Below are 10,102 nucleotides of genomic sequence, written 5' to 3'. Positions count from 1 at the left end.
TCGGCGGAGGGATTATTGGTCTCTCTGTTGCCTTTTATCTCGCCCGCGCCAAATACGGGCAGATTGTCGTGCTTGAGAAAGAACGTTTTCTCGGTTCAGACTCCACCGCCAAAGCCGCCAAATAAGTCATTGTCGTATATGCGGAACTTTTACAACTTTCAAATGCTATAAAATTACTAAGACTTACCGTTGTTCCATCGATAAGAAGAGGGCATGAGTTCGGAACGCGAATCACAATTTTTTTGCAGTGAGGATAATATTATGTTAGATGGATTCAGCGCATCCGCGATTTACGGAGTGCACATCATTCACTATTTGTCCCAACATCCCGAAAAACCTTCGATAACCTCCACCGAGATTGCCCGGGCATATAACATCCCGTACGACTCGACAATGAAGGTGCTCCGTCAACTGGCCAAATCAGGGCTGGTAATGGCTCATCGGGGTTTCAAAGGCGGCTTTTCGCTTCGCAAAACCGCGCAGGAAATCAGCCTTGGCGATGTTGTCGAAAGTATCGAAGGCTCAATTGAAGTGAGAGATCCCTTGGCTGATACAGTCGGCGACGGGATGATACGCGCATCAATAGGGACAATTATGACTGAGGCTCTGCTTACTCTGAGAAACTCGATCAAGGCTATTACGATTGACCACTTGGGCCAGCATGTGCACAATGTGACTATGGCCCCGGGCCGAATCACAACTCAAATGAGCAGATCGAATAATTCGCTCGAATAATTCGCTTAAGTCTTTAATTTTTCAGCCATTTCGGGAGTAGGACACTACTACCGAAATGGCTGTTTTCTTTTTTTGTGAACCGTGTACCCCACTCCGCCACGGCGGACGGTGGGTTTTTCATGTCTTACATTTTTATGCACCCCCCACAATAATTTCGAACTTGTTAATCACAAGCTCACTGAAAATATATTAGCAAAAAAAAAATGACCGAATTTTCATGCACTCTTTTTGTGCACAGCAATTCCAGTCTCATGCCCAATAAATGTGCAACTGCCAAAGTGGCGGAAATATGCCAGACTTGCTTGACATTGCAGTCAATCTCTACTATTTTTTTAGGATATGAATCGCGAAGAGATACTTGAGTTTATCAAAAGTAAAACGTCCCACCCGATGAAAATCAAGGAGTTGGCTAAGGCTCTTGATATTGACAGCTCGGAGTATACTCAGTTCCGTAAAACGATTAAGTCATTGCTGGACAGCGGAGATTTGGTAAATCTGAATCGCTCGAGGATCGGTGTTGCCGACGAAATGAATATTATGGTGGGGAAACTTTCACTCTCTCGCAACGGAACCGGATTTCTGATGCGGGAAGGGGTTGAAGAGGATATTCTCATTCCACCGACTATGCTATTTACCGCTCTTGATGGCGATAAAGTGATGGTCCGGCTTCGCGGCTTCGTCGGCGAAAGACAAAGCGGTGAAATCATCAAAGTTGTCGAACGTACTCCGCGAAATATAGTCGGCCTGTTCAAACAGGTACGGCTCTTCAATTACATCGTTCCGGACAATCCCAAATTACACCGCGACATCTACATTCATGAATCCGAGACGCTTGGCGCGAAAGACGGCCAGAAGGTTGTTGCGGTGCTCACGGCATGGGATGACCCATATCTCAATCCCGAAGGGAAAATTGTAGAGATACTCGGACTGCCAAATGCGCCCGGGGTCGATATGCTCACTGTCATCAAAAGCTTTGGGCTTCCTGAGCAGTTTCCAGCCGATGTCATCGCCGAAGCCGAACAGGCATCAGCAAAACTTTCAGATGTGTCAATGGCTGACCGGCTTGATCTGACCAATGAGTGCATTTACACAATTGACCCCTTCGACGCGAAAGACCATGACGATGCTGTATCGGTTATAAAAATTGATGGCGGTTTTCGGCTTGGTGTTCATATAGCCGATGTTGCATATTTTGTCGAGGAAGGCTCCGCACTCGACAAAGAAGCCATGCTTCGCGGAAACTCGGTCTATCTCCCTGGTTTGGTGGTACCCATGCTTCCTGAAGCGCTTTCAAACGATGTCTGCTCTCTGAAACCAAATCGAAAGCGGCTCGCCCACTCAATTTTTCTGGATTTTGACACCAAGGGGAAATTGCTGACATGGAAAATGGCCGACACCGTTATTCAGTCTAAGGCCAAGCTTTCGTATGAACAGGTACAGGATTTTTTTGATAATACTAAAGAGGTGACCGAGATAACGGAAGAAGTCGCCGACAATCTTTTTCTTGCCAGACAACTGGCAACATTACTAAGTAAACGTCGCTTCTCCGAGGGTTCGCTCGATTTCGATTTGCCGGAATCAAAAATTATACTCAACGAAAATGGGGAAGTGCTCGATCTGGTCAACAAAGTCCGGCTTGAGTCACATCGGCTCATCGAAGAGTTCATGCTGGCCGCGAATCGGGCTGTGGCAATACAGGCCTTTCGAATGGCGATGCCGTTTATTTATCGCGTCCATGACAAGCCGTCACTTGAGACACTCCAGACCTTTTCTGAGACAATGGAACGGCTTGGTAAGAGCTTTCCGGTTTCGCCCACAATGCGGCCGGTGCAGTTTGCGCGTTTTCTCGAAAGCATTGCCGATTCCCCTGAGTCGGAGTTTATCAATGAACTGATGCTTCGCTCGATGAAAAAAGCTGTGTACCAGCGTGACAATATCGGGCATTTCGGGCTGGCCTTTTTGCATTACACCCATTTTACATCGCCCATACGGCGATACGCCGATTTGCTTGTACACCGGCTCACCCGCCACCTGAGGCGCGGGCCGTATCCGGGACCGCTTGCGAAAAAAGTCGGATCTATAATCGATTCTGTAAGCAAGCAGACCTCAGACACCGAGCGCGTGGCAGAAGCCGCGGAACGTCAGGCGATAAAAATTAAACAAGTCGCCTTTATGGCCAAACATGTCGGTCAGGAATATGACGGCGTTATCTCGGGTGTGATGCCGTTCGGTTTTTTTGTTCGGCTAAAAAATATGGGCGTGGAAGGTTTGGTGAGAGTATCGACCATCGACGATGACTACTATATTCATGATGAGAAGCATTACCGGCTTGTTGGCCGTCGCAATAAGCGGAGTTTTCGCATGGCGGATCCGGTGCGGGTCAGCATTTTGAAAGTGGATGTGACACGAAATGAGATTGATCTCGCCCTTGTGACAGAACCAGAGACACAGACAAGACCCAAAACAAAGATAACCAAATCGGCCGCCTTCCCGCATCCGGCCAAAAAAAGGTCGGGGCCACCGAAAGCGCTCAAACATCGCGGGAAGAAAAAGAAGTAGAGATTTCGAAAGCGTGCATACTCGCATATTCGGGTTAGACCATGAATAGCCTTCTTCAAGTAGCAGTTTTAGCCGACCGAGATTCATTTGATCGAAGCGGGATTAAGTGGGAAAGGCTCGGCACACTCGCCGCTGAACTCGCAGAAATATATCAATTGGTCAAAGAACAGAAGATCGATCTCATTATTGTGGGGCGGAATCGGCATGAGGTCACGCCTTCAGTCGCACTGAGACTTCGCAGGCATAACGGCCTAACTGAAATCTGGCAGGTTTCAGATGTCGAAAGAGTCGATCCTCCCTATCCTCATTTCGATGGTTCGATATCTGTGGACCTCGATCAAAAGGGATTGGCAGATAAAATAAAGCAGATTCTCGCCGACGGTGAACTGCTGAAATCATATGGGATAGTATCCCGCTCGCCATTGATGAAGGTTCTTGCGCGGACAATCTCCCGAGTTGCCCCAAGCGATATCTCGGTGCTCATCGTTGGTCCTTCTGGTTCAGGTAAAGAACTTGTCGCCAAAGCACTCCATGCCGACTCAACCCGCTCAAAGAATCCGTTTGTGGCAATCAACTGCGGTGCATTGGCTGAGGGAATTTTAGAATCAGAGCTGTTTGGGCATGAAAAGGGAGCCTTCACAGGTTCGGTCGGAAAACGGGATGGGCTGTTTCATAAGGCTGAAGGTGGCACTATCTTCCTCGATGAAATTGGCGAAACAAAACCGGATATGCAGGTGAAGCTGCTTCGTGTGCTTGAAGACGGCGCGTATTACCCAGTGGGGTCATCCAGTCCCAAACGCGCCAATGTGCGGGTAGTGGCGGCGACAAATCGGGACCTTACGGAAGCAATTTCCGAGCGTCAGTTTCGGGAGGATTTGTACTTTCGTATTGGTGTTGTAAAAATCATTCTGCCGCCTCTGCTTAACCGCAAACAGGATATACAGCCGTTGCTTGAATATTTTTGGCGAGATGAGCCTGATTTGCAGTGCGCCGAGTCTGCTTTGGAATTGCTTGGCCGCTATGATTGGCCCGGTAATATTCGACAGCTGAAAAATTTTGCACTTCGAATGGCGGCCCTGAAACCGCCCGGTCTGGTGAGGGCTGAAGATGTCGAGCGTTTTCTTGATGAACAGCGTTCAACTTCGACACATCTGCCGGTCGCCACAGGCCGGACAGTGGAGGCAGCGGGGCAGGAGTTGATGTACCGGGCTATACTCTCATTGGGTAACGAAGTGCGGACTCTTCGTGATCTGATAACGTCAAATCTGCCCAGCCAAAACTCCGGGTATAACAACCACGCGACGGGTATGAGCGTGGAAACGACATCGACGATGGATGGGATGGAAAAAACGCTTATTGCTAAGTCTTTGGCCGAAACCAATGGGAATCGCAAAGAGGCCGCACGACGACTGGGTATAGGCGAGCGCACGCTCTATAGGAAACTTACCAAGTATAATCTGAGTTGAGAAAATGATAGCCATCATGAAATTGAAATTTATTCTATGTATTGTATGTCTGCTCAGCTTTCTCTTTATATCGGAGACAATTTTCGCTCAAGGGCTGTCGCTGGATGTCTATCCATCGGAAGATGAGCTTCTCGAAGCTTTCCTCTCAGGGGAGATAGATTACGAGCAGTATCTGCTTATTCAGGAGATTCAACTCTTTGGAGTTGATTCAAGTCACTCGTATCTGCTGCATCAGATTCCGAATCTTGGCCTTTCGCAAAGGTATTTTCAAGGCAGGACAACTTCGCGCGAAGCCGATCAGGAGACTGGATTTGTCGCGCCTGTTGTTCCGGGTACGGGAAAGTTGGCGTACAGGTATTCTGAGCAACTGAATGAAAATGAAACGGGCCGGTATCGATTTTCCGGGTTTGTTAATCTGAGTGAGCATTGGCAGGCTAAAGGGCAACTATACAAAGAATACTCGGGTGTTGAACGGGTTACCTTTCGCTCATTTGAATATCATGACACGCGCTCAGTGCACACTGTCAAAATCGGCAATTTCATCGAGCAGTTTGGTCTGGGGAGTATCATCGGCTATAGGGGGAAACTATTTCAATATTCGGATAAGCTCGATGATGAGTCGATTCTCTTTCCGGACTTCGGCGGTTTTAACGGATTGTACATAGCGGCTCTGGCTGATGACGTCGCCAGTGAAGCAATGATTTCGTATAACCGAGGCGCAGAGCATACGCTCCTGACGTTTGGAACTATCGCTTCTCGCAAAATTAATGACCTCACAACGGGCTTGCAGTTCGGCCTCAACCATTTGGCTGACCGAAGGGTTGGCCACAATCGACAAACCGCGACGGCGTTCAATAATTCAAAACTGGGACTCACAGGACATTTTGACTACCCATCGGGCTACACCGCGCTTGAATTAACGGGCCAAGCTGGAAGTATCAATGACCGTGGGGGGTATGTCACCGATGGTGCGGCTTTGGTTGAGGGTATTCATCAGAATGAGCGGATTCAGTTTCAATACGCAGGCTGGTTTTATGGAGATCGCTGGCAGGATCTATCGGGGGGCGGAAGAAGCGCTCCACTTAGGCACACGACAACTCTTGACAGTGTCGACTTTGAGTTTAGCGATAAGCGAAAAGATCAGAAAGGGGCTCTGCTTAAGGGAATTGTTTCTCCGAGTGAAAATTATCAGATAATAAGCTCATTGCATGGCGCGGGATACAATGCCGATACATCGCTCACCCAGATAGGTCTGGGCTTAATTCGAAAGTTAAACCCCGATTTTTCGCTTCGTGTCGATTATCTTGGGACTATGCGAACCGGACAGACGTTGACAGACGATGAAGAAAGTTTTGTTCAGACATTCCAGATAGAAAGCCGGTGGGGTCATCCGCGCTGGTCTGTTCGTCAAAGGGTAAGTTATCGCAGCAACAACGCAAAACAAACCGTTGGGCTTTTCGCGCATGTACGCTATATGCCTGCTCCGGCTCTCACATTTGACCTGTGGACAAATTTCAGTTCTATTGATGAAGTTGGCATCCAGCGAGCAAACGGATACTTCAGGTCAGAGTTCTCACTATTCAATTCTCTTCGCGCGGCCCTCAAACTCGGTCATACTTATGCCTCAAACAGCGTAAAGAAAAACCAGGGCGTTGCAACTTTTGAATTGACGGCGACGCTGTGACACGGCACAACGCTAGCGTTCTTTTTGTCTGCGTGTTTTTTATTCTGACCTTTGGGCCCTCACACATTCTTGCAGGTCTGATTGTCAACGAAGTCCTGGCCAATGAACCCGACAGCACACAGACGTTGGAGTGGTTTGAACTCTACAACGACCAGATTCAGGCGACAAATGTAAAGCTGTATAACATACGAGTTGGAGCGCAGACGCTCACTCTCGATACCATACAAGGTCTTACTCTTCTGCCGCGCATGTACGCAGTTGTCTGCCGTGATACAGCCGCCGTCAAAGCGCGTTGGCCGGAGATGGCGGAATGGACAAATACAAGGTTTTACCAGGAATCATTTGCTCTGCCGAACACCATCGATTCGGTCTCGTTATTTTTTGGCGCGACGCTTATATCAACTCTAAAGTGGAATGCCGCGGGTATAGACGGCTATTCGTGGGAGCGAGTCAATCCGGCATTGGCTGTTGTTTCTCAATCGATCGACAGAATTGGCTCGACACCGGGATTTATTAATTCTCTCACACTTGTCGTTGATGATCTGGCTGTAATCAGTGTGCAGGTCACCCCTGACACTGGAGCCGCGAGAGTCGCAGTGACTATTGCGAATAAGAGCCCGCAACAAGTGACTGGCGGGAGTCTCAGGCTATTTTTTGCAGATTCGCTTATCCCATCATTTGAAGGGGCTGAAATTATTTCAGTGCCGCTGCCGCCAGTTGATCCGGGATTCAATACTTTGGCTTCGCAAACCATAATGGTCAATGGCATCCATCAGTACATTGGGGCTTCGGTAAACAGCGACCCGCGAAACAGAAATAATCGAATGGATGCGGTCGTTACGGGCAATCTCTTTCCGCCGTTGCAGCTGAATGAATTTTTGGCAAATCCAACCGGCGCCCTTTTCAGTGAGTGGGTAGAACTTAAGAGCCTGCTATCAAATGACTCAGTCGATCTTGCGGGATGGCAGCTCGGCGACGCGCTTGACCTTCGCGTTTTAAGTCCGACATCTATAGTGATTCCGCCCGGAGAGTATGTTGTTGCCTGTCAAAATCTCAGCAACATGCTGGTTTTTTATCCAAATATTCCAAGCCAGACAATTGAACCGCCGAGTTGGCCATCGCTGAATGAAGCAAGCGATATTGTCCGGCTTGTCGATCCGTACGGCTTTGAAGTGTACCGCTTCACTTACACAAATAGCTGGGATGACAATGCAACGTGGAGCCGAGGAGAGACTCTTGGACGGGAAAACGACTGGGGACGCTCAGAGCCTAATGGCGGGACACCGGGGGAAATGAATGTTGTGCTCTTTACCGCCGATTCAAGTAATGAACTTTCGATAAAGCTCGAACCGAGGATTTTTACGCCCGATGGGGATGGAGTCTATGATATGCTTACTATCACGATCAATCCGCCTGAGGCGTCATCGTATTCGTTGAAAATTTACGACCGGCAGGGACGAATAGTGCGCACGTTACTTGATAACGATGCTGATTTTCGCGGGCAATATGAGTGGGATGGGACGAATGAAAATGGGCGGCGTCAGCCTATTGGAATATATATAATATATTTTGAGGCCGAAGGGGTCGAGTCAATAAAACAGACAGCGGTTATCGCAAGATGAAAAGTTGGCAATTTATTTTTCATCTCCTTATGGCCGGTGTGTTCAGCGGAGTTATTACGAAATCGGCATTGGCTTATGAGCTATTTAATCCGCAATCGTTTGGACTTGGCCGGTCAGTTATACTTTCGGAGCCGACCGCTTCGACGCTCGTCAATGTTCCGGCGTTTCTTGCAAGGGGCATCTGGAAATTTGAAAGCGGTTATTTGCGGACGTATGAATTGAGCGAGTTAGACCAACTAATTCTTTCGGCTGGCTATCGTGTAAATAATATTACGTTTGGTCTTGGCCTGTCTCAATTCGGGAAGAGCGACCTGTACAGCGAGAGGATTATTAGGGGATTGATGGGATATAATCATGAGCGATGGGTCTTTTCGGCGACATTGTCGGCGATGATGGTCGAGATCGGGAATGACAAAGGGTCGTTCAGGACGGCAACGTTCGGCTTGGGTGCGGCCTACCGAAATCGCGTCAGCATGCTCTATTTGGCGCTCGAAACCGACAACCTGACTTCGCCCAAGCTTTATGACGGCGCACAAAAGACCGAACCGACCGGTTCGCTATACGCGCAATTTAATGCAGCGAAGTCTTTTTCATTTACAGGACGACTCAGAGTTGAGAAATTCCAGAGTCCGCGATTTTCGCTCGGGCAGAGAATTCAGATTGCCGACGAGGCCGCCGTCCATTGGGGATTTATTAGCAAGCCGTTCGAATATGGGGCCGGATTTGATTTAGGGTTGGGCGGAATCAGATTTGGTTATGCGACAGCCATACATCCTGTTCTCGGCTTCAGCCATGCAATCAGTCTGGGGTACGGACAAAGGACAAAGCAGACGGAGGATTGGGAATGAGCCTGCTGGGACGAGTTGAAATTGAAGCGCGGGAGGAGCGGGAACTCGCACCTTACGCATCGCTGGCATCAGCATCACGCGGCAGAGTATATCCCATGGCAGAACATGCGTATAGGACTTCATTTCAACGCGACCGTGACAGGATTGTTCACTGTTCTGCCTTTCGGCGGATGGAATACAAGACACAGGTTTTTCTTCCCCATGAAGGGGATCATTTCCGTACAAGGCTCACGCATACAATGGAAGTCGCGCAAATTAGCCGCACCCTCGCGAGAAATTTACGGCTGAACGAAGACCTTACCGAAGCAATCGCGCTGGTGCATGATTTGGGCCATACCCCGTTTGGACATTCCGGCGAGGAAGCGTTAAATGAGCTTATGACCGGCTATGGCGGGTTTTATCATAATTTGCAGTCTTTGCGCGTTGTCGATCTGCTCGAGCAACGCTATCCTGAACATCCAGGACTCAATTTATCTTACGAGGTTCGTGAAGGAATTGTAAAGCACGAGAGCACGCATAAATCAATCCCAAAAGAATTCTCGCCGGAACTGCGGCCAACACTTGAAGCATCGCTTGTTGATATTGTCGACGAAATCGCCTACAGCGCCCACGATATAGACGATGGCGTCCGCGCCGGTCTTATTTCAATCGATGACCTTCGTGACCTCTCGATTTGGCTCTCGCACCCTGAACGAATTGGGCCCTTTGACAAGAGTCTGCGCCTGTCATCGCTCGCGCCTGACCAAAAACGTCACGCTCTGGTGCGTTGGCTTGTCGACAGGCTCGCAACCGATGTACTTGATGAAACCGAGCGGCAAATTGAAAACGCCGAAATTACTGATACTGATACGCTGAGACGGTCAACGGAAAAGATATGCCGATACTCCGCCACGACAGCTGACCGGGTGAAAGAGTTGAAACAGTTTCTTGGCAAACGGCTCTACCGGCATCCGACACTTATAGAACTGTCCGATCGCTCGCGGAAGATTCTGACAACCCTCTATGGCAAGCTCTCGGATGCGCCTGAGCGAATGCCTGCCCGGTTCAAAGAGATGCTTCTGACTGAAGAAAAGGAAATTGTCGTTGCTGATTATATCGCCGGGATGACCGATCGGTATGCAGAGAAATTATCTGAGGAGTTAAAGGTATAAAAAGATTTTTAGGTGTCATTTCGAATGAGATTCAGTG

General features: G+C 48.8%; 7 protein-coding genes. All 7 read left to right on the top strand.

Translation table 11 applies throughout. The annotated features are described in order from the left end of the window. Nucleotides 1–261 precede the first annotated feature (261 nt). A complete protein-coding gene (locus SGI97_11325) occupies nt 262–735 on the top strand; it encodes an Rrf2 family transcriptional regulator (protein MDZ4724470.1) in 474 nt (157 codons plus the stop codon). A 339-nt stretch (nt 736–1,074) separates the two neighbouring features. Then, entirely contained in the window at nt 1,075–3,294 is a 2,220-nt protein-coding gene (gene rnr / locus SGI97_11320; protein ID MDZ4724469.1) for a ribonuclease R, read from the top strand. 41 nt (nt 3,295–3,335) lie between these two features. Continuing rightward, nucleotides 3,336–4,760, top strand: a complete 1,425-nt coding sequence (locus SGI97_11315) for a sigma-54 dependent transcriptional regulator (protein MDZ4724468.1) — start codon at nt 3,336–3,338, stop codon at nt 4,758–4,760. Nucleotides 4,761–4,776: 16 nt separating this feature from the next. Then, entirely contained in the window at nt 4,777–6,444 is a 1,668-nt protein-coding gene (locus SGI97_11310; GenBank protein ID MDZ4724467.1) for a hypothetical protein, read from the top strand. After that, complete coding sequence (locus tag SGI97_11305; protein ID MDZ4724466.1) at nt 6,441–8,066, top strand: lamin tail domain-containing protein; 1,626 nt, start codon at nt 6,441–6,443, stop codon at nt 8,064–8,066. Before SGI97_11310 ends, SGI97_11305 begins: the two co-directional genes overlap by 4 nt. Continuing rightward, nucleotides 8,063–8,914 carry a hypothetical protein gene (locus tag SGI97_11300; protein MDZ4724465.1) on the top strand — a complete coding sequence of 284 codons (852 nt, stop codon included), beginning with the start codon at nt 8,063–8,065 and terminating at the stop codon, nt 8,912–8,914. The genes SGI97_11305 and SGI97_11300 overlap by 4 nt, the downstream gene beginning before the upstream one ends. After that, complete coding sequence (locus tag SGI97_11295; protein ID MDZ4724464.1) at nt 8,911–10,065, top strand: deoxyguanosinetriphosphate triphosphohydrolase; 1,155 nt, start codon at nt 8,911–8,913, stop codon at nt 10,063–10,065. Before SGI97_11300 ends, SGI97_11295 begins: the two co-directional genes overlap by 4 nt. Nucleotides 10,066–10,102: the final 37 nt, after the last annotated feature.

The sequence above is a fragment of the Candidatus Zixiibacteriota bacterium genome (genome assembly GCA_034439475.1).
Classification (GTDB): domain Bacteria; phylum Zixibacteria; class MSB-5A5; order GN15; family FEB-12; genus JAWXAN01.
This window is presented reverse-complemented; position numbering and strand designations above follow the sequence as displayed.